The sequence below is a fragment of the Spirillospora sp. CA-142024 genome (genome assembly GCF_050942325.1).
In the GTDB taxonomy this organism is placed as follows: domain Bacteria; phylum Actinomycetota; class Actinomycetes; order Streptosporangiales; family Streptosporangiaceae; genus Spirillospora.
In genome coordinates, this window is sequence record NZ_CP192077.1 from 3,545,965 (window position 1) to 3,566,075 (window position 20,111).

Below are 20,111 nucleotides of genomic sequence, written 5' to 3' on the forward strand. Positions count from 1 at the left end.
GAGACCCGATGGACTTCCCCCTGCCGGACCGTCCGGGCGTCCCGCTGGACGAGGAGCACCTGCGCCTCCTCCGCGGGCGGCCGCTGGTGCCGGTCGTGCTGGCGAGCGGCCACAGGGCCCTGCTCGTGACCCGGCACGCCGACGTCCGGACGGTCCTGTCCGACGACCGGTTCAGCCGGGACGCCTGGAAGGGCGGCACCCTCTTCGCCCGGACCTCGGAGTCCCTCGCCCTGGCCGCGAGCGACCCGCCGACGCACACGCGGCGCCGGAAGGCCGTCCGGGCATGGTTCACCGCCCGGCGCGCCGACGCGGACCGGCCGCGCATGGAGGCGCTCGCCGAGCGCCTGCTGGACGAGATGGAGGCGGACGGCCCGCCCGCCGACGTGATCGCCCGGTTCGCCACGCCGTTCCCCTACGCGGTCATCTGCGACATGCTCGGCGTCCCCGCCGGGGACCTCGGACGCCTCCTGCCGTGGGTCGGCGCGATGATGTCGGCCGGTCACCACCCGGCCGCCGAGGTGAAGGCCGCGCACGAGGGCATGCACGGCTACTTCGCCGGCAAGGTGGCGGCGCGCCGGGCGCTGCCCGGCGCCGACCTGCTCTCCGCGCTCCTGGACGGCTCCGGCCTCGCCGAGGAGGAGATCATCGTCTTCGGGGCCGGACTGCTGATGGCGGGCGGCGAGACGACGTCGAACCTGCTGGCGGCCTGCGTCCTGGAACTGGTCTCGCGCCCCGGGCTGGCCGCCCGGCTGCGCGCCGACCCGTCCCTGGTCCCGTCGGCCGTGGAGGAGTTCCTGCGCTGGGTCTGGTTCGCCGGCACCGGCGGCCGGCCCCACGTCGTCCTCGCCGACGCCGAACTCGCCGGAGCATCCCTTTCACGGGGCGATGTCGTCATCCCGCTCACCGACGCCGCCAACCGCGACCCCACCACCTTCCCGCAGGCGGACGAGTTCGACCCCGCCCGCTCCCCGAACCCCCATCTGGGCTTCGGCCACGGCCGCCACATGTGCCTGGGCGCCCCCCACGCCCGTGCCGAGCTTCAGATAGCCATCACCGCCCTCCTGCACCGTTTCGGCGACCTGTCCCTGGCCGTGGACCCCGCTCAACTCGCATGGCGCGAGCGGATGTTCATCCGAGGTCTCTGGCGGCTCCCCGTCACCTGGCCCCGGGGGCAGGCGCGGTGAGAAGGCGGTGGGTGCGGATCGGACGGTTCGTCCGGCGGAGTCATCCACCCGCGCCCTCCCTCGTGGTCGCGGGGTTCTGGGCTTACGGGGTCAGCGGACTGTTCGCCGCCGTCGATCCGGGCGTTCGAGGGTGGCGGCCGGAGGCGGGGACCGCGGTCGCGGCGGTGTCGCTGTTCGTCGACCTGCTCCTCATGCGGGCCCTGGACGACATCCGCGACCTGGACTACGACAGGCGGTTCAACCCTGGGCGTCCGCTGGCGTCGGGGGCCGTGCGCGTCGGTGACCTGGCCGTTCTGTACTGCGTGGGCGCGGTGACCCTGGCGGTGCTGAACGCCGCATGGCCGTGGCGGGCCGGAGTCCTCCTCCTGCAGCTCGGGTACGGGGCGGCGGTGATCGGCGTGCACCGGCGGTGGCGGCGGCCGTCCGCCGACAGGATGTTCACCAGCCTGCTGGTCAGCCTGCCCGCGCCGGTGCTCCTCCACCTCTACCTGTACGCCGGGTACCTGGACGAGGCCGGCCACCGCGCCGACCGCTACGGGCTCGTCGCCGTCGTCGTGGTGGTGCTCGCGGCGGGCCATCCGGAGCTGGCCGGCAAGATCACCCGGGTGCCGCGGGCAGGGGAGCGGACCTATGCGGCCACGCTCGGCGTCCACGGAACCGTGGCTTTCGCCCTTGCCGTTCCGGTGCTGTCGGCCCTTCTGCTGGCGGCGTTCTCGCAGGCGGCGGACGGGTGGACGCTCGTCGCGGCGGTCCCGCTCGTCCTGCCCGCCTTCGCGGCGTGGAGTTTCCGGCGCGGACGGGCCCGCTGGCCGCCCGCCGCGCCCCCGCTGTATCTCCTGTCGGCCTTCGCGAGCTACCTCGTGCTCGGGCTGGCCCGGTGAGGGAACGCGATGGCGTCAGGCCCCGGGCTGCAGCAGCACCTTGATGGCGCCGTCCTGCTTCTTCTGGAACATCTCGTACGCGCGCGGCGCCTTCTCCAGCGGCCAGCGGTGCGTCGCGAGGTCCATCACGCCGAGCGGGTCGGAGTCGTCGATGACGAGCGGCATCAGGTCGCCGATCCACTTCTTCACATGCGCCTGGCCCATCCGCAGCGCGATGCCCTTGTCGAACATCCGCAGCATCGGCAGCGGATCCGTCATGCCGCCGTAGACGCCGATGATGGAGATCGTCCCGCCGCGGCGGACGGCCTCGATCGCGGTGCCGAGCGCGGCGAGCCGGTCCACCCCGACCCGCTGCATCAGCGGCGCCGCGGAGTTGCCGGGCATCAGCCCGGTGAGGGTCTGCGCCAGCTTGGCGCCCGGCGAGCCGTGCGCCTCCATCCCGACCGCCTCGATCACCGAGTCGGTGCCGCGGCCCCCGGTGAGCTCCCGGACCGCGTCCGGGACGTCGTCGGCCGCATCGGAGTCGATCACCTCGACGCCGTGCCGGCGGGCCATCTCCAGCCGCTCCGGGACGAAGTCGACGGCGATCACCCGGTGGCCGAGATACCGGGCGATCCGGGCGGCCATCTGCCCGATCGGGCCGAGCCCGAGCACGGTGACCGTCCCGCCGTCCGGGACGTCGGCCCAGTCGACGGCCTGCCACGCGGTCGGCAGCACGTCCGACAGGTACACGAACCGCTCGTCCGGTGGGCCCTCCGGCACCTTGATCGGCCCGAAGTGCGCCTGCGGCACCCGCAGGTACTCGGCCTGCGCGCCCGGCACCTGCCCGTACAGCTTCGTGTAGCCGAACAGCGCAGCGCCCATGCCGTGCTCGCGGACCTGCGTCGTCTCGCACTGGGCGAACAGCTGCATGTCGCACATGTGGCAGCGGCCGCAGGAGATGTTGAACGGAATGACCACGCGGTCGCCCGGCTTGACGTGGGAGACCTCCGGCCCGGTCTCCTCGACGATCCCGATCGGCTCGTGGCCGAGCACGTCGCCCTCGCCGAGGAACGGCCCGAGCACCTCGTACAGGTGCAGGTCCGACCCGCAGATCCCGGACGAGGTGATCCGGATGATCGCGTCGTCCGGCTCCTTGATCTTCGGGTCGGGCACGTTGCCGACGCGGACGTCGCGCTTGCCGTGCCAGGTGACAGCCTTCATCGTGTTCCTCCAGTGGGCGTGGACCGTCCAAGGCCCGCCCTACCCCGACGACCAGGGCGAAACGTCGGCCGCCCGCGGGTCAGGGGCAGCGGTGGGCGCGCGCGACGGCGCGGACGGCCGCCGTCCTGGTCGCCCACAGATGGGGCACGCCGAGCCGGTACGCCTCCGGTCCCGGGCCGGGCCGGAGCCGGAATCCGCGGGCGTCGCGGGCCTCCCAGCCCGTCCGGCGCCCGCGCAGCCCGAGGACGTGCGTCACGGTCCCGCCCTCGTGGCCCTCGTGCCGGAGATGCCACCGGTGGGCGTCCCGGTCGGCGGTGGTGAACTGGCACAGCCGCCAGCCGGGGGCGACGCGGTGTGCCAGGTCGAGCGTCACGAGCGGCTCGTCCCCGGCGGGCCGCCTGACGGGGGTCCGCGCGGAGCCGTGGGCGGTGGCGCGTGCGGCGGGCTCCGGGCCGCAGTCGCGGACGAGACGTGTCAGTTCGCGGGCCGCCTCCGCCAGGGCACGCGCCGCCTCCGCGAGCCGCTGCTCCTGGACGGGCCGCATCACCGCGACTCCGTCCGCATCGCGGCGGGCCCGTCTTCGCACGGTGTCGAGGCGGTCGAGCGCCAGCGCGGCCTCGTCCCGCGCGGCCGTGACATCGGCCCGTGTTCTGATGTCCTGTTCGGGGCCGCGCCTCGCGGAAGCGGTCGCGGGTCCACGGGCCCCATAGGAGGGCTTGTCGAGTGGCACTGGGGGAACTCCTTCGGAAGTGCCGTTTTCCCGCGGCCTTCCCGAACTTCCCGGCCTCTACCGTGATGCGTTTGAAACGGCCCTGTGCGGCAACTGCCCCGGAGGGGTCGCACGTGGGGGGAGGGCTGGGATGACGGCCGTGCAGGGCTGGAACGACACCAGCGTCGCCGACGCGCTCGCGCGGCACCGCAAGGGGACGAAGATCAGCCACATTCTGGCGACGACCGACCACAAGATGGTCGGTTACCTGTACCTCGTGACGTCGTTCGCGATGTTCCTCGCCGCCGGCGTCATGGCCATGCTGATGCGGGCCGAACTCCTGGAGCCCGGCAGGCGGGTGGTGGACAACCACACCTACAACGAGCTGTTCACCATCCACGGCACGATCATGATGCTGCTGTTCGCGACCCCGCTGTTCGCCGGCTTCGCGAACGTCCTCGTCCCGCTGCAGATCGGCTCGCCGGACGTGGCGTTCCCGCGGATGAACGCGCTCACCTACTACCTGTTCCTGTTCGGCGCGCTCATGGTCCTGGCCTCGTTCGTCATGCCGGGCGGCGCGGCCGCGTACGGGTGGTTCGCCTACTCGCCGCTGACGTCGCAGACGTTCTCGCCCGGCCCGGGCCCGGACATGTGGATCATGGGACTGATCGTCTCGGGTGCGGGGACGATCCTCACCTCGGTGAACCTGATCGCCACGATCATCGCGATGCGCGCCCCCGGCATGGTGATGTTCCGGATGCCGATCTTCACCTGGAACACGCTGCTGACCAGCCTGATGGTGCTCATCGCCTTCCCGGTGCTGACCGCGGCGCTGTTCGGGCTGGAGGCCGACCGCAAGCTGGGCGCGCACATCTTCGACTCCGCGAACGGCGGCGCGCTGCTCTGGCAGCACCTGTTCTGGTTCTTCGGCCATCCCGAGGTCTACATCGCGGCGCTGCCGTTCTTCGGGATCGTCACGGAGATCCTCCCGGTGTTCTCCCGCAAGCCGCTGTTCGGGTACCTCGGCATGGTCGCCGCCACCATCGCCATCACCGGGCTGTCCATGACGGTCTGGGCGCACCACATGTTCGCCACCGGCGGCGTGCTGCTGCCGTTCTTCTCCATCACCTCGTTCATGATCGCCGTCCCGACCGGGATCAAGTTCTTCAACTGGGTCGGGACGCTGTGGAAGGGCCACCTGACGTTCGAGACCCCGATGCTGTTCGCGATCGGGTTCCTCGTCACGTTCCTGTTCGGCGGGCTCACCGGGGTCATCCTCGCCTCGCCCGCGATGGACTTCCACCTCACCGACTCCTTCTTCGTCGTCGGCCACCTGCACTACGTCCTGTTCGGCACCGTCGTGTTCGCCATGTTCGGCGGCTTCTACTTCTGGTGGCCGAAGATGACCGGCCGGATGCTGAACGAGACCTGGGGGAAGATCCATTTCTGGTCGCTGTTCGCCGGCTTCCACACCACGTTCCTCGTCCAGCACTGGCTGGGCGCGGAGGGCATGGCACGCCGCGTCGCCGACTACCCCGACCAGTTCTCGACGCTGAACATGGTCTCGTCGATCGGCTCGTTCGTCCTGGGCGCGTCGACGTTCGCGTTCCTGTGGAACGTCCTGTGGACCTGGCGACGCGGTGAGAAGGTCACGACGGACGACCCGTGGGGCACCGGCTGCTCGCTGGAGTGGGCGACCTCCTGCCCGCCGCCGCGGCACAACTTCGAGTCGATGCCGCGGATCCGTTCCTTCCGTCCCGCGTTCGACCTGCACTACCCGCCGAAGGAGCCGCCCGAGGAGGCCGAGTTCGCGATCCCCGGCCCGAAGGAGTAAGTCCAGGGCGACGCCGGTGCCCGGCCCGCCGTCACTCGCGGTCGTGGCCGTCCTCCGGGGAGCCCTCCTCCAGGTTGCCCTGGCCACCGCCCTGCGACTCGGCCTGGTAGTTGAGGTAGAAGCGGTTCGCGCGCGTCCGCACCTGGGTGCGGGCGCGGTCCGGGGTCGGCAGCGGGATCAGGTGGTGCGGGTAGGGCGCGACGAGCTCGCCGGGCTGCCGGGTCTCCAGGATCGCCTCCGTCTCCTCCGACGGCTGCTCGCGCCGCTCGGTGAACCCGCCGTCCGGGCGGAGCGAGATCAGGCCGCTCTCCACGCCCTCCGCCCGGATCTGCAGGTCGCGGCGCTGCAGGCTGAGGCAGACGCGCCGGGCGATGACGAACGCCGCGATCGGGAGGACGAAGAAGCCGATCCGGAAGAACCAGGTCGTCCAGAACAGCGGGATCTTGAAGGTGTTGGCGATGACGTCGTTGCCGCCCGCGGCCACCAGGTTGGCGTACCAGACGACGACCCCGGCGCCGATCCCCGTCCTGGTCGGAACGTTCCGCGGACGGTCCAGCAGGTGGTGGAGGCGCTCGTCCCCCGTGGCCCAGCGCTCGGCGAACGGGTACAGCCCGATGAGGGTGAAGAAGACCCCGGGGAGGACGATCGCCGGCAGCAGCACGTTCCAGGCGATGTCGTGCCCGGCCACGGTCGTCGTCAGCGGCGGCATGATGCGCAGCGAGCCTTCGAGGAAACCGACGTACCAGTCCGGCTGCGAGCCGAACGAGACCTGGTCCGGTTCGTAGGGCCCGTACAGCCAGACGGGGTTGATCTGCAGCAACGTCGCGATCCCGGCCAGGACACCGAACGTGAAGAGGAAGTAGGAGGTGCTCTGAGCGGCGAAGTGCGGGAAGGTCGGCTCGCCGGTCACCGCGCGTTCCCGCCGCCCCTTGCCGGGGAAGATCGTGTGCGTCTGGTGCCAGAGGATCATCAGGTGCGCGGTGATGAGCGCCAGCAGGATCGCGGGGATGAGCAGGATGTGCACGGTGAACAGGCGCGGGATGAACTCCGCGCTGGACGGGAACTCGCCGCCGAAGAGCCACATGCTCGCGTACGTCCCGATCAGCGGCACCGAGAGCAGGATGCCCTCGAAGATGCGCAGGCCCGTGCCGGACAGCAGGTCGTCCGGGAGCGAGTACCCGGCGAACCCCTCCGCGACGGCCAGCGCGAACAGGGTGGTGCCGATCAGCCAGTTGATCTCGCGCGGCTTGCGGAACGCGCCGGTGAAGAAGATGCGCATGAGGTGCACGCAGATCGCCGCGACGAAGATGTTCGCCGCCCAGTGGTGGATCTGCCGCATCAGCAGCCCGCCCCGCACGTCGAAGGACAGGTCCAGCGTGGACGCGTACGCCTCGGTCATCTTCACGCCTCTCAGCGGCGTGTACGAGCCGTCGTAGACCAGCTCCGTGCCGCTCGGCTTGAAGAACAGCGTCAGGTAGACGCCGGTGAGCACGAGGACGATGAACGAGTAGAGCGCGATCTCGCCGAGCAGGAACGACCAGTGCTTCGGGAACGCCTTCCGGAGGTTCCTGTCCAGGAACTCGGTCGAACCGAGCCGGTCGTTCACGCCCCGAACCAGGGTCTCCAGCCTCTCGGCCTTCGCCGCCTTGCCGTTCCGTCCCGCCATGGCGCTCTCCCCGGCCGAGCAGTGGCATCCGCTGGCCCGGTACCCGTGGCGGGGTGGGGCAAACGCAGTGCGGACGCGGCCCCGCAGCAGGTCAGGCGCTCGCCGCGTAGAGGACCTCGCGCAAACCGGGGACCGTCTCCCGATCGGCGCGCCAGACGAGGCGGAGACCGAGCCCGGGGGGATCGAACGCGAGCCGGGCGAGGGTTCCGGCCTCCAGCCGGTCCCGGACGGCGAACTCGGGGAGCAGCGCGATGCCGAGCCCCCGCTCGGCCCAGGACGCCATCACGGTGACGCTGCCCGCGCGGACCCGCTCGACGGTGGAGCCGAAGAGCCGCTCGCCGGCCAGGTGGAACGAGCAGGCCGGCACGTTGACCAGCAGCTTCTCGCCGCGCAGGTCGGCGGCGGCGAGGCGGGGCGCCCCGGCGAGCGGATGGTCGGGCGCGGCGACGAGGACGAGCGGCACCGGTTCCAGGTCGACGAAGTCCAGCGGCGCGGGCGGCGGTGCGAAGCCGAGCCCGCCGACGTCGTCGCCGGCGTCGAGCAGCAGCGCGGCCTCCAGGGTGCCGGCGGCGACCGCGTCCAGGAGCTGGTCGCGCGCCGCGTCGGACCGGACGTCCACCCGCAGGCCCGGCCGCCGCTCGGCCAGCCGCGCGAGGACGCCGGGGACGTGCGTGGCGGCGATGGACTCCAGCGCGCCGAGCCGCAGCACCGGCCGTTCCCCGGTCACCTCGCTGCGGGCCTCCTCGGCCTGCCGGAGCAGCCGGCGCGCCCATCCGCGCATCCGTTCCCCCGCCGGGGTCAGCCGCATGCCCTTCGGGCCGCGGTCGAACAGCGGCACGCCCAGCGAGCCCTCCAGCGCGCGGATCTGCTCCGACACCGACGACGGTGCGAGGCCGAGCGCGTTGGCGGCGTCGGTGACCGTCCGGTGGGCGACGACGGCCTCGAACGTCCGCAGCTGGCGCAGTTCCATGCCGAGGCAACCCTGGACGCGCGTTCGGATATTCCGAACGCCCCGTGCGGCGCCGCCGGTGGAGCCCTGGAGTCGAAATTTCCAGACTTGTCCGCCATGAGCCCGGTTCTCTCACCCGCATCGGCGGACGCCGCCGTCGTACGGCGCCGCCCCGCGCTGCTCGGCGTCTCCCTCGGATACTTCATGGTGTTGCTCGACACGACGGTCCTGTCGGTGGCCGAACCCGACCTCGCCCGCTCCCTGCACGGGACGCTCGCGGGCCTCCAGTGGGCCGTCACCGGCTACACCGTCGTGTTCGGTGCCTTGCTGCTGTCGGCGGGCGCCGCCGCCGACCGGTACGGCGCGCACCGCGTCTTCCGCGCGGGCATCGCGGCCTTCGGCGTCGCGTCGCTGCTCAGCGCCGCCGCGCCGGACCTGTGGACGCTCGTGGCCCTGCGCGCGGTGCTCGGCGCCGCCGCCGCGGCGTGCGTGCCCGCGTCCATGGCCGTGATCGCCCGGCTGCACCCGGAGCCCGCCGAACGCGCCCGGGCCGTGGCGACCTGGGCGGCGACCAGCGGTGCCGCGCTCGTCGCCGGTCCCCTCGCGGGCGGCGCCCTGGTCGGCCTCGCGGGCTGGCGCGCCATCTTCCTGATCAACGTGCCGCTGGCCGTCGTCGTCCTCGCCCTGGTCGCCGGGCGGTCCGTGCACTGCCCGCGCGGCACACGCGCGATCGACTGGCCGGCGCAGCTCCTGGCGTGCGCGGCGATGGGCCTGCTGACCGACGCCCTCATCGCGCTCGGCGGCGGTTCGGGCGTGCACGCCGCGGGCTCGGCGGCCGGTGCGGCCGCGGCGGGCGCCGCGTTCACGGTGCGGGAGCGGGGGAGCCGGGCGCCGGTCATCGCGCCGGCCGTGCTCCGGGCACCCGGGATGCCGGCCGCGCTGGCCACCGGCGCGGCGGTCAACTTCGTCATGACCGGCGTGCTGTTCGTGCTGCCGCTGGTGTTCCGGCAGACCCTGGGCCTGACGGCCTTCCAGACCGGGTTGGCGTTCCTGCCGATGACGCTGCCGTTCGCGTTCAACCCCCTGATCACCGGCAGGATCGTGGCGAGGACCGGTCCCCGCCGGCCCGTCCTCGCCGGCCTCGGGCTGCTGACGGCCGGGGGACTGCTGTTCGGGGTGGTGCTGCGGGGCGGCGCGTCCTACCCGCCACTGGTCGCGGGCCTGCTCTGCACGGGTTTCGGCGTGTCGTTCGCGCTGCCCGCCCTCGCCACCATGGTGGTCGCCGCCGCGCCGGACGGGACGGCCGGTGCGGCGGGCGGCCTGCTGGGCGCCGTCCGGCAGTTCGGCGCCACGCTGGGCGTCGCCGTCATGGGCGCGTTCGCGTCCGTCGGCGGGGGCTCCCGCGACCCCGCCTACGCGCTGTTCCTCGCCGCCGCCGTCTGCGCCGCCGTCCTGCTCCTCACGCCACGCGCGGCGGCGCGGCGGACGCCCTGAGGTCGTGCCGCAGGTCGCGGATGTCGGCCCGCAGCCGGTCCGCCGCCCGCGGGTCCGGTTCCAGGCCGCCGAGCCCGTCCTCGATCAGGTCGAGCTCGGTGGCCCGGAGCCGGGCGAGCAGCCGGCGCGGCTCCCCGGACGGCACGTCCCACCGCTCCTTGCGGCGCCATTTGCGGAACGCGAGCACGTGACCCTCGCCCGGCACGAGGACGCCGCTCGCCGTCTCCGCGTGCACGGTCCGCCGGAAATGCGACAGGTAGCGGCGTCTGGCCAGGCGGTAGGTGACGACGGCGGCGATCAGGATCGGCGCCCCCTTCACCGGCATCAGGGCGAGCCCGGACAGGGCCGGCGCGTCCCACCACGAGTGCAGCGCCATCGCGAGGACGAACGCGCCTACGGCGATCGCGAGGTTCGCCCGGGACACCCGCCCGATCAGGAGGCCGAGGCCCGCGCCGCCGACCGCGGTCATCGCCCAGTGGCTCCACCACGCCCCGCCGACCACCCGGCTGCCGAAGGAGAAGAACGCCGCGTTCGCGTCCTGTGTGGCGCCCGTCAGCACGATCGTGTTCAGGACGTACAGGAAGTTCTCCACGAACTGGAATCCCAGCCCGGACAGCGCGCCGTACCCCCAGCCGTCGAGCGGCCCGCGGATCGCGGACGGCGCCATCAGCGCCAGCGTCGCGACACCGAGCAGTTTCAGGATCTCCTCGTTCACCGGGGCCGCGATCGCCGCGCCCCACGCCGCGTTGAAGCCCGGCCCCGCGGTCTTGCCGATGATCGCCTGGAGCGCCGCGTTCGCGGGCAGCACCGTCCCGAACGCGGCCAGCCCGCCCCACGCCACCGCGATCAGCGCGTACCCGAGCGGACGCGACCGGACCGGGTGCAGCCGCCGCAGGATCCACACCCCGGCGGCCAGCGTCGGCGCGAGCAGCGCGGCACCGGCGATCGCACCGCCCGGGAACGCCGCCACGTGCGCGCCGATCCCGCGAACCGCGATCCAGGCGCCGAGCAGGCACGCGGCCGCCCACAGCCAGAACGCGGGACGGTGCGCGAGGGCGCCGCGGGTCACCGTCATGGCGCCGCGATCCTGATCGTCCGCACCATCGCCTCGACCTCCGAGGCCACCTCCCGGTAGGCGCGCGGTGGACCCGACGCCGTCACGGTGGCCCCCAGCGTGTCCTTCGCGAACACCGTCGCCATGCCGGCGCGCCGCCGCCCGGCGAGCCCACCCGTCAGCCCGGTCAGGCCGTGCGCCGTGGTGATCGGGACGGGCTGCGCCCGCACGCGCGCGTGCCCGCCCGCGGCGACGATCCGGCCAAGGCCGTTCCACAGCTTCCGCGCGTCCACCGAGCCCAGCGGGACCACCACGCTGAGGCTGAACACCACACCGCCGCTGAGCAACTCGGCGTTGCTGGCGAGCGAGGTGTCGGCCCTGTCCAGCACCCATCCGGGGGACGGGACCACGAACGTCACCGGGCGGACGCCGTCCCGCTCCGTCCCGACCGACACCACCGTCCCCGGCGCCAGCGGCGTTCCGCGGCTTCCGAGGGCCTTGTCGAGCAGGGGCAGCCCGGCGCCGAGGACCAGCAGCACCAGGGCCACGAGACCCGTGCCCCACCATCTCACCCGCGCCACGCAACCCCCCGATGACGTGCGCTGCGGAAATGCCCCTTGACGGCGGCCCTAAACAAGATCAGGTCGCGCGGGTCACCAGTGCGCGGGCCTTGCGAGGGCCGCGGGCAGGCGGGTCGCGGCGTCGCCCCGCGCCGAGTCGAGCTGCGCCTGCGTCAGGAAGAGGCTGCCGGTGAGGTCGGCGCCGCGCAGGTCGGCGTCCCGCAGGTCCGCCCCGATCAGGTCGGCCGCCCGCAGGTCGGCGCCGCGCAGATCGGCCGCGATCAGGTACGCGCCGCGCAGGTCGGCGCCGCGCAGGTCGGCGCGCTTCAGCTTCGCGCCCATGAGATCCGCGCCGCGCCGGTTCTTGCCGCGGCCGGGGAGGCCGGCCCTGGCGAGCTCGCTGGCCCGCAGCAGCAGGACGTTCGCGCGGTCCCGCTCCGCCCTGACGTCCACCTCGGCGAGTTCGCCGTGGTCGCCCTCGGTGAGGCGTTCGACATCGTCGAAGACCCTCCGCAGGTCGTCGCGGATCGGTCCGGCGGACGGCATCGCCATGGCCTCGTTCAGGTACCACAGCAGCTCGTGCAGCTGCCGCATGACGGGGAACACCTCGAACATCCGGCGGGCGACGTCCGGGTCGCGCCGCCAGTCCCGGCCCGCGAAGGTCTTCTGCGAGACCTTCTGGCCGGCGCCGAAACAGTCGAAGACGGTGCAGCCCGGGAAGCCCTGCCGCCGGAGATCGGTGTGGATGCGGCAGCGGAAGTCGGCGAGGAGGTTACGGCACGGCTCGCCGGCGGCCTTGTCCACGGCGAAATCGGCCGACCTGGCGAACGGCAGCGCCACACAGCACAGCCCGAAGCAGCTCGCGCAGTCGGCCTTCAAGTCCGGCCTGTCAGACAACCCGTGATCCCCGTCCCTGGACGACACCCCATTGTCGCGCCCTAGGAGGCGTCGTGGAACACGAGCCCGAGCGTGTGCCTGCCACCGGACCGGACGACGCTGACGCCGTGCCGCATCGGGGCCGCCGACCAGCCGCGCTTCGTCCGCACCGGACGCTCCCGCGTCGTGAAGACCAGGCCGCGGCCGCGCGGCAGCAGCGTCGCCGTCCCGCGAGACTGCGCCCGGGCCCGCTGCTCCACCATCAGGAACTCCCCGCCGGTGTAGTCGACGCCCGGCTCGTCCAGGCCGATCACGACCTGGAGGGGGAACACGAGGTCGCCGTACAGGTCGCGGTGCAGCGCGTTCCAGTCGTCCTGCCCATACCGCAGCAGGATCGGCGTCGGCTTCGTCTGGCCCGCCGCGTGGCACATCTCCAGCCACTCCGCCAGCGTGTCCGGCCACGGCGCGGGACGGCCCAGCCTGGCCGCCCAGTCCCGGGCGATCGGCAGCAGGCGCGGGTACAACGCCGCGCGCAACTCCCCGACGGGCTCGGGGAACGGCTCGGCGAAGTAGCGGTACTGCCCGGCGCCGAACCGGTACCGCTCCATGTCGATCGTCGACCGGAACCGTCCCGCCTCGTCGTACAGGGCGGAGACGTCCGCGCACTCCTCCTTCGTCAGGAGCGGGGGTGTCAGCGCGCTGCCGTAGGCGTCCATCTCGCCGGCGAGCGCGGACCAGTCCGCCTCCGCCACCCTGCTCGCATAGATGTTCATGTCCTCTCAACACCGCCGCCGTCCGGGAGGTTGCGGCCCTGGGATACAGTTGCCGACGCTCATGACAACGCCGCTCACCGAGTCCGCCATCGTCTCCAGGCTCCGCGCCGCCGGCTGCGTGTTCGCCGAGGACGAGGCGCAGCTGATCCTCTCCACCGCCCGCACAGGCGCCGACGCGTCCGCCATGGTGGAACGGCGCGCCGCCGGGGAGCCGCTCGAACACGTCCTCGGCTGGGCGTGGTTCTGCGGGCTGCGGATCGCCGTCGAACCCGGCGTCTTCGTGCCCCGGCGCCGTACCGAGTTCCTCGTCCGGCGGGCCCATGCCCTGGCGCCGCCGGAAGCGGTCGTCCTCGACCTGTGCTGCGGCTCCGGCGCGCTGGGGGCCGCGCTCGTCTCGGGCCTGGAGGAGTTCGCCCTGCACTCCGCCGACATCGAGCCCGCCTCGGTGCGCTGCGCCCGCCGCAACATCGCGCCGTTCGGCGGCCTCGCCTATGAAGGCGACCTCTTCGAGCCGCTGCCCGACGCGCTGCGCGGACGTGTGGACGTGCTGCTCTGCAACGTCCCCTACGTACCGACCGGAGAGGTCGGCCTGTTGCCTGCTGAGGCGCGCGACCACGAGCCGCGGGTGGCGCTCGACGGCGGACCGGACGGCCTGGACGTTCTGCGCCGCGTCACCGCCGAGGCGCCGCGGTGGCTCGCCCCCCATGGCCGCCTGCTGTTCGAGACGAGCGAACGGCAGGTCGCCGACGCGGTCGCGGCCGTCGAACAGGGCGGCCTGTCGGCCGTGGTCGCCACATCGGAGGAGTTCGACGCCACCGTCATCGTCGGCGTCAAATCCGTGTAAAACGCTCCCCACTACGGTCGCATCGTCCGTCATAGGACGACCTGAAGGATTGGCATCCTCCCCCTCGTGAACGAGGGGGATTACAACAGCGACCACTATCCCGTGAGGGGGAGGTTGTGTTGAGGTTCACGGTTCGCGGGCCTGCCCAGCGGCGGGCCTTCCCGTGCAGCAACCGCATGCCCTGCGGCCGTATCACGAATATTCATTGCCGCGTTCACATCGGCGTTGACCCCGAACCCGCAGGCCGCACACGTGAAGACCGCTTGACTCTCACGGCTCTCCACGGCGACATGCCCGCAGGCGCTACAGGTCCGCGACGTGTTACGCGGGTCGATCTTGATGACGCGTCCGGGCGCCTTGTGCTCCAGCCGCCGCACCAGAGCGCCCCAGCCGGCGGCGAGGATGCCCCGGTTCAGCCCGGCCTTCTGCCGGACGCGGCGGCCCGGCGCCTCCATCGTGCCGCGCGCCGACCGCGTCATCCCCCCGATGTTGAGATCCTCGACACCGATCACGTCGAACCGGCGGGCCAGATCGGTGGAGGTCTTGTCCACTCAGTCCTTGCGCCGGTCGGTCTCGCGGGCTTTCAGCCGGGCGATGGCGGCCTTGACCCGGGCCCGCCGCTTCGAGCCGCGCTGGGCGCGGGCGAGTTGGCGCAGCAGCCGCGCAAGCCGGGCCCGCTCGGTCTCCCGCAGCCCGGGCACCCGCAGCAGGTCACCAGTCGACAACGCCGCGGCCACGGCCACCCCCCGGTCCACCCCCACAACCTCGCCGCTGCCGGGTGCGGGGATCGGATTGGGGATCGCGGCGAACGCGACGTGCCAGCGGCCCGCCCGGTCACGGGTGACCCGAAAGGATTTGACGCCGTCGGGGACGGCCCGGGACCAGCGGAACCTCACCCACCCCACCTTGGGGATCTTCACCTGCCCCACCCGGCGGGACACGCGCCGCACGTCGCCGGGTTTGACCGCCACGATCCGGAACCCTTCGTGCCGTCCGGCCTTACGCCAGGTGGGACGCCGGTGGGTACCGGCGAAGAAGTGGCTCATGGCTTGGTGGAAGTCCTTGAGCGCCTGCTGCTGCACCGTCACCGACCCCGCCCGTAACCGGGCGAACTCCGCCCTGGCCTGGGTGAGTTGGCGGCACTGCTCGGCGAACCTGGGCGCCGGACCGCGGCTCGGCCGCCAGCAGGCGTGCTGCTCGATGGCCAGGTTCCACACGAACCGGGCGTGCCCGCAATGCTGCAGCAGGGCCTGTTCTTGCACGGGCGTCGGCTGCAGACGGTAGCGGGACATGCCCGGAAAGCTACCGGCTGCCACCGACAAAACCGGGAGACCACCGTGCGGCACTGTGCCGTGTTTCCTCCCTGTCCTAAGGACGGGGCCCCCATACGGAAGGCAACAGGTGAAATCCGATGCGCCGCATCAGTGCAGCGCTCAGCGCCATCATCGGCGCGATGATCACCCGTCGTGACCCTGCCGTTCCGGGTTCGGCAGCGGCTGCTGACCCCCTCGCGCGGCCGCTCGGCCCGCACCCGCCGCCGGGCCATCTGACGCGCGGCGGACCTCGCCCTGGGCCACTCCTCCAGAATGGCCCGGGGCGTTCCGCGTGAAAAAGGCGTTGCGCGTTCATGCCGCGTCCCGCACCATATGAGTAACGAGCCGAACGGGAACGGAAACCGGAAGGGAGCGGACATGACCGCGATCATCGCGCAGCAGGCGCCGCAACACTTCGGTGCCGGGCCGGGGCGAGGTTCCGCCGCCTTCGGAAACGCCTCTGGATAGGGCCGTCAGGCTCACCGGAGGCCGTCAGGGAGAAATCCCGGCGGCCTTTTTCGTTCACATCACGGGTCAGTAGCTCAATTGGGAGAGCACCCGCCTTGCAAGCGGGCAGATGCCGGTTCGAGTCCGGCCCGATCCACGGCCTTCGAGCTCGTGGGGACGAGCGCCCGGTTGAAGCCCGGGAGGACGAGGTTCGACTCCTCGGACGGCCACGTCGCACAGGTCGAAATGGTGAGACACCTGGCTTCCACCCAGGCGAACCGGGTTCGATTCCCGGGTGCGGCTCTGGACTGGACCGGCGGGAGTAACGACCCCCGGCTGGTCCTCCCGTGCCCACGGGCGGGTGGACGCCACCGCCCGCCGGCGGGCACCCATGCTGGATCATCCAATGGCAGGATGCGTGATTCTGGATCACGTCATGCAGGTTCGACCCCTGCTCCAGCAGCGGCTTTCGCCTCGGCGAAAGCGCCGATCTCCGGTGGCCCAGGCCGGTAAGGGCACCCGTATGATAAGCGGGCGATCGCTGGTTCGAATCCAGCCCGGAGAACGGCGGAAACGGCGTGCCGTTTCCGATGGACGACCGGTAGCTCAGCCCGGGCAGAGCGGCTGCCTTACAAGCAGCGGGTCGCAGGTTCGAATCCTGTCCGGTCGACCCGGCGAGGAAAAGGACGGTCCCGCCGACCCGGACGGGGGCCGGCGGGACCGTCCGCCGATCACTTGAGCGACGGCGGGACGTCCGCGGCGTCGCCGAGCCCGACCAGGTAGTCGGCGTACTCCTTGGCGCCGCCCTTCGTGACGAGCCTGCCCTGCAGCGTCTCGTCGGCCGCGACCTTCTTGCCGGCGAGGACGTCGGCGGCGAGCGTCATGACCTTCTGGCCCAGCGCGAACGGCGACTCGGCGTTCGTCGAGTACATGTCGCCCGCCGCGACCGCGGCCAGCGCGTCGGAGATGCCGTCGTTGCCGACGAGCTTCACCTTCTTGGACAGGTTCCGGGCCTTCAGCGCCGACAGGACGCCCATGGCCATCTCGTCGTTCGCGGCGTACACGCCGTTGATGTCCGGGTTGGCCTGCAGCACGTTCGTCATCACGTTCAGCGCCTTGGCGCGGTCGAAGTCGGCGGCCTGCTTGGCGACTACCGTGATGCCCTTGTGCTTGGCGATCTCCTCGTTGAAGCCCTTGCTGCGGTCCTGCGCGACGTTCGTGCCGAGCAGGCCCTGGATCTCCACGACCTTGCCCTTCTCGCCGACGGCCTCGGCGAGCGACTTGGCGGCGTTCCGCCCGGCCTGGACGGCGTCGTAGCCGACGAACGTGGCGAGCTTGCCGCCGGACGGCTTGCGGTCGAACGCCATCACCGGGATGTTCGCGCCGTTCGCCTGAGTCACCGACGACGTCGCCGACTGGGTGCTGACCGGGTCGATGATGAGGATGCCGGTCTGCTTGGAGATGGCCGTCGTCGCCTGGTTGAGCGCGGCGGCGTCGCTGTTGTTGGCGTTCTGCACGTTCAGCTTGATGCCGAGCTTGGCCGCCTGCGCCTGGGCGCCGTTCTTGACGCTGACGAAGAACGGGTTGTTGAGCGTGCTCATGATGATCGTCGCGTCCTTCTTGCCGGACGCCTTGCCGGTGGAGGCGCCGGCGTCCTCGCCGGCGCGGCTGCACCCGGTCAGGGCGAGCGCGGCGGCGGCCGTCACGGCGATCACGGCGCGGGTGGTTCGGGCCACGCGCATGGGAATCTCCTTTTGCGGGGGTGGGGTGGGAATCGGTCAGAGGGTCTTGGCGGCGGTGCCGCTGCGATGGGACGGCCCGCCCTGCGCGGTCTTGTCCGCACGTTTCGGGATGAGGGAGCGCAGCACGTCGATGTTGCGGTCCAGGAACACGGCCAGCAGGATGACCAGGCCCTTCACGACGTTCTGCAGGAACGGCGAGACGTCCAGGAGGTTCATCCCGTTGTCGATGACGCCGAGGACGAGCGCGCCGACGAGGGTGCCGAGCAGGGTGCCGCGGCCGCCGGCGAGGCTCGTCCCGCCGATGATGACGGCGGCGATGGCCTCCAGTTCCAGGCCGGTGCCGGCGGTCGGCTCGGCGGTGGACAGCCGCGCGGTGAGGATGAACCCGGCGAGCGCCGCCAGCACGCCGCTGATCACGAACGCGAGGATCTTCACCCGGTCGCTGCGGACGCCCGACAGCCGGGCCGCCTCGGTGTTGTCGCCGGTGGCGTAGACGTACCGGCCGAACCGGGTCCGCGCGAGCAGGTACCCGAACACCGCGAACACCACCAGCATGATCACGACGGGGACGGGCACGCCGGCGATCCGGTTCTGCCCGATGCCCTGGAAGTCGTAGTCGGTGACGGCGACCGGGTTGCCCTTGGTGAGCTGGAGGCTGAGCCCCGACAGCACCGACATGGTGGCGAGCGTCGCGATGAACGACGGCATCCGCGTCTTGGTGACGAGCAGCCCGTTCACCAGCCCGATCGCGGCGCCCGTCGCCACGCCCGCGCCGACCCCGGCGACGAGACCGTGGTCGCGGAGCGTCTGCGCGGTGACGACGGCGGTGAAGCCGAGCGCCGCGCCGACCGACAGGTCGATCTCCGCCAGGATGATCACGTAGGTCTGCCCGACCGCGAGCAGCGCCGCGACGGACGTGGCCAGCCCGACGTTCATCAGGTTGTTGTGCGTCAGGAAGACCGGTGAGGCGATGCTCAGGATGATCCCGACCAGCAGCAGCATCCAGACGGCGCGCAGCCTGCGCGCGGCGGCGGCCGCCGAGGAGAGCCGCGACGGGGACGCGAGGCTCGTGACGGTGGAGGTCATGGGGCACCTACCAGTGCGTGCTCGAGGATGTTCTGTTCGTTGACGTCGTCGCCGGTGAGCTCGGAGACGGTGCGTCCCTCGCGCATCACGAGGACGCGGTCGGACATGGCGACGAGCTCGGGCAGGTCGGAGCTGACCAGCACGACGGCGACGCCGTCCGCGGTGAGGCCGTTGATGATCCGGTAGATCTCGGTCTTGGCGCCGACGTCGACGCCGCGGGTCGGCTCGTCCATCAGCAGCACCCGGGGCCCGGCCATCACCCACTTGGCGAACAGCGCCTTCTGCTGGTTGCCGCCCGACAGGGAGCCCGCGGCGATGGACGGCGACGCCGCGCGGACCCGCAGGTCCGCCATCACCTTCCCGGTCTCCGCGCGCTCCCGGCCGCGCAGGACGACGTCGGCCCTCGTGAAGCGGCCGAGGGACGGCAGCGACACGTTCGCCTCGACGGACTGCTGCATGGCGAGACCCTCACCGGACCGGTCCGGGGTGACGTAGGCGATGCGCCCGGAGATCGCCTGCCTCGGGCCGCGTGCCCGGACGGGTTCGCCGTCCACGGTCACCGTCCCGGACGTCAGCGGGTGCAGGCCGAACAGCGCGCGCAGCAGCTCGCCGCGGCCGCAGCCGACGACACCGCCGATGCCGAGCACCTCGCCCGCCCGGACGTCCAGGTCGACGTCGTGGAACGCGTCGCCGCCCGACGCGCCCCGGACCCGCAGGACGACCCGGTCCGTGGTGTTGTGCTCCTTCGGGTAGAAGTCGTCCACGGCGTCGCCGACCATCGCGGTGACGACCTGGGCGGGGGAGAGCGTCCCGGTGGGCTCGTCCAGGGTGACGCGGCCGTCGCGCAGGACGACGATCCGGTCGGACAGCTCGAACACCTCGTCCAGCCGGTGGCTGATGTAGAGGATCGTGACGCCGGCCTTGCGCAGCCGCCGGATCTGCTCGAACAGCCGCTCCGACTCTCGCTCGTCCAGCGCCGCGGTCGGCTCGTCCAGGATCAGCAGCCGCGGCTTGTGCGTCATCGCCTTGGCGATCTCGACCATCTGCCGCCCGGCGACGCCGAGTTCGCCGACCGGCCGCCGCACGTCGATGTCCAGGCCGAGATCCTTCAGGGCGGACGCGGCGGCCTCCGCCATCCGGCGGCGCGACACCAGCAGCCGACCGAACCGGCCCTCCCGGTCGAGGACGTGCATGTTCTCGGCGACGGACAGGTTCGGGAACAGGTTCTGCTGGAACTCCTGGTAGATGACCTCGATCCCGAGCGCCATCGCGGCCTGCGGGTCCTTCAGGACCGTGGCGCGGCCGTCGACGAGGACCATGCCGCCGTCCGGCTGGTGCGCGCCGGAGATCACCCGGGTCAGGGTGGACTTGCCGGCGCCGTTCTCGCCGCACAGCGCGACGACCTCGCCCGGCTCGACCGCGAGGCCGACGCCCCGCAGCACGTGGTTCTCCCCGAACGACTTGTGGACGTCGACCAGCTGCATCCGCATGTCGAT

At 72.1% G+C, this 20,111-nt stretch carries 18 protein-coding genes and 5 tRNA genes; 10 read left to right on the forward strand and 13 right to left on the reverse strand.

The genetic code is table 11. The annotated features are described in order from the left end of the window. The first annotated feature begins 8 nt into the window (after positions 1-8). Both ACQPZP_RS17165 and ACQPZP_RS17170 read left to right on the forward strand, forming a co-directional pair. Positions 9-1,184: a cytochrome P450 gene (locus tag ACQPZP_RS17165; RefSeq protein WP_433478605.1), complete on the forward strand. Its 1,176-nt coding sequence runs from the start codon at positions 9-11 to the stop codon at positions 1,182-1,184. A gap of 11 nt (positions 1,185-1,195) precedes the next feature. Then, positions 1,196-2,065 carry a hypothetical protein gene (locus ACQPZP_RS17170; RefSeq protein WP_433478606.1) on the forward strand — a complete coding sequence of 290 codons (870 nt, stop codon included), beginning with the start codon at positions 1,196-1,198 and terminating at the stop codon, positions 2,063-2,065. A gap of 15 nt (positions 2,066-2,080) precedes the next feature. On the opposite strand, the gene ACQPZP_RS17175 is transcribed toward ACQPZP_RS17170, so the two are convergent. Together ACQPZP_RS17175 and ACQPZP_RS17180 are read right to left on the reverse strand one after the other, a co-directional pair. Continuing rightward, on the reverse strand, positions 2,081-3,268 hold the full coding sequence (locus tag ACQPZP_RS17175; RefSeq protein ID WP_433478607.1) for a zinc-dependent alcohol dehydrogenase: 1,188 nt from the start codon (positions 3,266-3,268) through the stop codon (positions 2,081-2,083). Positions 3,269-3,347: 79 nt separating this feature from the next. Next, the gene (locus ACQPZP_RS17180; protein ID WP_433478608.1) at positions 3,348-3,998 is read right to left on the reverse strand and encodes a hypothetical protein; all 651 of its coding nucleotides are present in this window, start codon (positions 3,996-3,998) and stop codon (positions 3,348-3,350) included. A 130-nt stretch (positions 3,999-4,128) separates the two neighbouring features. On the opposite strand from ACQPZP_RS17180, the gene ctaD reads away from it, so the two are divergent. Continuing rightward, a complete protein-coding gene (gene ctaD, locus ACQPZP_RS17185) occupies positions 4,129-5,811 on the forward strand; it encodes an aa3-type cytochrome oxidase subunit I (RefSeq protein WP_433478609.1) in 1,683 nt (560 codons plus the stop codon). A gap of 31 nt (positions 5,812-5,842) precedes the next feature. Here ctaD and qcrB read toward each other — a convergent pair whose 3' ends face one another. Then, a complete protein-coding gene (gene qcrB / locus ACQPZP_RS17190) occupies positions 5,843-7,477 on the reverse strand; it encodes a cytochrome bc1 complex cytochrome b subunit (RefSeq protein WP_433478610.1) in 1,635 nt (544 codons plus the stop codon). Positions 7,478-7,568: 91 nt separating this feature from the next. Beyond that, complete coding sequence (locus ACQPZP_RS17195) at positions 7,569-8,447, reverse strand: LysR family transcriptional regulator (protein ID WP_433478611.1); 879 nt, start codon at positions 8,445-8,447, stop codon at positions 7,569-7,571. Positions 8,448-8,543: 96 nt separating this feature from the next. Here ACQPZP_RS17195 and ACQPZP_RS17200 point away from each other — a divergent pair, with 96 nt between their 5' ends. Continuing rightward, positions 8,544-9,920 (forward strand): MFS transporter, encoded by a 1,377-nt coding sequence (locus tag ACQPZP_RS17200; RefSeq protein ID WP_433478612.1) that lies wholly within the window; start codon positions 8,544-8,546, stop codon positions 9,918-9,920. Here ACQPZP_RS17200 and ACQPZP_RS17205 read toward each other — a convergent pair. The 4 genes from ACQPZP_RS17205 to ACQPZP_RS17220 form a co-directional block, all read right to left on the reverse strand. Then, positions 9,886-10,995, reverse strand: a complete 1,110-nt coding sequence (locus ACQPZP_RS17205; protein ID WP_433478613.1) for a PrsW family intramembrane metalloprotease — start codon at positions 10,993-10,995, stop codon at positions 9,886-9,888. The two genes, ACQPZP_RS17200 and ACQPZP_RS17205, sit on opposite strands and share 35 nt — an antisense overlap. Then, a complete protein-coding gene (locus ACQPZP_RS17210; RefSeq protein WP_433478614.1) occupies positions 10,992-11,555 on the reverse strand; it encodes a hypothetical protein in 564 nt (187 codons plus the stop codon). Before ACQPZP_RS17210 ends, ACQPZP_RS17205 begins: the two co-directional genes overlap by 4 nt. Before the next feature lie 72 nt (positions 11,556-11,627). Beyond that, the gene (locus ACQPZP_RS17215; protein ID WP_433478615.1) at positions 11,628-12,431 is read right to left on the reverse strand and encodes a pentapeptide repeat-containing protein; all 804 of its coding nucleotides are present in this window, start codon (positions 12,429-12,431) and stop codon (positions 11,628-11,630) included. Positions 12,432-12,472: 41 nt separating this feature from the next. After that, entirely contained in the window at positions 12,473-13,183 is a 711-nt protein-coding gene (locus ACQPZP_RS17220; protein WP_433478616.1) for a 2OG-Fe(II) oxygenase, read from the reverse strand. A gap of 61 nt (positions 13,184-13,244) precedes the next feature. On the opposite strand from ACQPZP_RS17220, the gene ACQPZP_RS17225 reads away from it, so the two are divergent. Continuing rightward, positions 13,245-14,027, forward strand: a complete 783-nt coding sequence (locus tag ACQPZP_RS17225; protein ID WP_433478617.1) for a putative protein N(5)-glutamine methyltransferase — start codon at positions 13,245-13,247, stop codon at positions 14,025-14,027. A gap of 95 nt (positions 14,028-14,122) precedes the next feature. On the opposite strand, the gene ACQPZP_RS17230 is transcribed toward ACQPZP_RS17225, so the two are convergent. Both ACQPZP_RS17230 and ACQPZP_RS17235 read right to left on the reverse strand, forming a co-directional pair. After that, positions 14,123-14,578: an RNA-guided endonuclease InsQ/TnpB family protein gene (locus tag ACQPZP_RS17230; RefSeq protein WP_433478618.1), complete on the reverse strand. Its 456-nt coding sequence runs from the start codon at positions 14,576-14,578 to the stop codon at positions 14,123-14,125. Beyond that, positions 14,579-15,319, reverse strand: coding sequence for an RNA-guided endonuclease InsQ/TnpB family protein (locus ACQPZP_RS17235; RefSeq protein WP_433478619.1), 741 nt, complete (start codon positions 15,317-15,319; stop codon positions 14,579-14,581). Positions 15,320-15,871: 552 nt separating this feature from the next. On the opposite strand from ACQPZP_RS17235, the gene ACQPZP_RS17240 reads away from it, so the two are divergent. The 5 genes from ACQPZP_RS17240 to ACQPZP_RS17260 all read left to right on the forward strand — a co-directional run bounded on the left by ACQPZP_RS17240 (position 15,872) and on the right by ACQPZP_RS17260 (position 16,457). After that, a tRNA-Ala gene (locus tag ACQPZP_RS17240) sits at positions 15,872-15,944 on the forward strand. A gap of 74 nt (positions 15,945-16,018) precedes the next feature. Beyond that, positions 16,019-16,090: transfer RNA gene (locus tag ACQPZP_RS17245), tRNA-Gly, on the forward strand. Between the two features lie 89 nt (positions 16,091-16,179). After that, positions 16,180-16,250, forward strand: a tRNA-Gln gene (locus ACQPZP_RS17250). 27 nt (positions 16,251-16,277) lie between these two features. Next, positions 16,278-16,352 (forward strand) — tRNA-Ile (locus tag ACQPZP_RS17255). A 30-nt stretch (positions 16,353-16,382) separates the two neighbouring features. Further along, positions 16,383-16,457, forward strand: a tRNA-Val gene (locus ACQPZP_RS17260). Positions 16,458-16,518: 61 nt separating this feature from the next. On the opposite strand, the gene ACQPZP_RS17265 is transcribed toward ACQPZP_RS17260, so the two are convergent. The 3 genes from ACQPZP_RS17265 to ACQPZP_RS17275 are packed head-to-tail and all read right to left on the reverse strand — an operon-like array spanning position 16,519 to position 20,105. Then, a complete protein-coding gene (locus tag ACQPZP_RS17265; RefSeq protein ID WP_433478620.1) occupies positions 16,519-17,529 on the reverse strand; it encodes a substrate-binding domain-containing protein in 1,011 nt (336 codons plus the stop codon). Positions 17,530-17,565: 36 nt separating this feature from the next. Then, a complete protein-coding gene (locus ACQPZP_RS17270) occupies positions 17,566-18,615 on the reverse strand; it encodes an ABC transporter permease (RefSeq protein WP_433478621.1) in 1,050 nt (349 codons plus the stop codon). Beyond that, the gene (locus ACQPZP_RS17275) at positions 18,612-20,105 is read right to left on the reverse strand and encodes a sugar ABC transporter ATP-binding protein (protein ID WP_433478622.1); all 1,494 of its coding nucleotides are present in this window, start codon (positions 20,103-20,105) and stop codon (positions 18,612-18,614) included. The genes ACQPZP_RS17270 and ACQPZP_RS17275 overlap by 4 nt, the downstream gene beginning before the upstream one ends. Positions 20,106-20,111: the final 6 nt, after the last annotated feature.